The following is a 427-nucleotide window of genomic DNA, read 5'->3' as shown; positions in this document are numbered from 1 at the left end:
CAGGGTGACGAGGACAAAGACAATCGAGAGGCTCGCCAGCAAAATATTGAGGGCAATCTCGTTGGGGGTCTTCTGACGTCCGGACCCCTCAACCAGGGCGATCATGCGGTCGACGAAACTTTGCCCGGGCTTCGAGGTGATTTTGACGACGATACGGTCCGAAAGCACTGTCGTACCACCGGTGACGGCAGAACGGTCGCCGCCGGACTCCCGTACCACGGGGGCTGACTCACCGGTGATGGCCGATTCGTCGACCGAAGCGATGCCCCAGACGATGTCGCCGTCACCAGGGATCGTCTGGCCCGCCGCCACGACGACGACGTCGCCATACCTGAGCTCCGAGGAGACGACCTCGGTTGTCGTGGTGTGCTCGGCGGACGGATCGTGCCGCTCGTCCCACCCGTCGACGCGAATCGCGCTGGTGGCG

The 427-nt window shown here is 63.9% G+C and carries 1 pseudogene; it reads right to left on the bottom strand.

From position 1 onward, the window contains the following. Positions 1–427, bottom strand: a pseudogene (locus MWC30_RS22000) (potassium-transporting ATPase subunit B); the annotation flags it as partial.

This window comes from Desulforhabdus sp. TSK (assembly GCF_022836495.1).
GTDB lineage: Bacteria > Desulfobacterota > Syntrophobacteria > Syntrophobacterales > Syntrophobacteraceae > Desulforhabdus.
The sequence above is the reverse complement of the archived record's forward strand: the minus strand, read 5'-3'. Positions and strand labels throughout refer to the sequence as shown.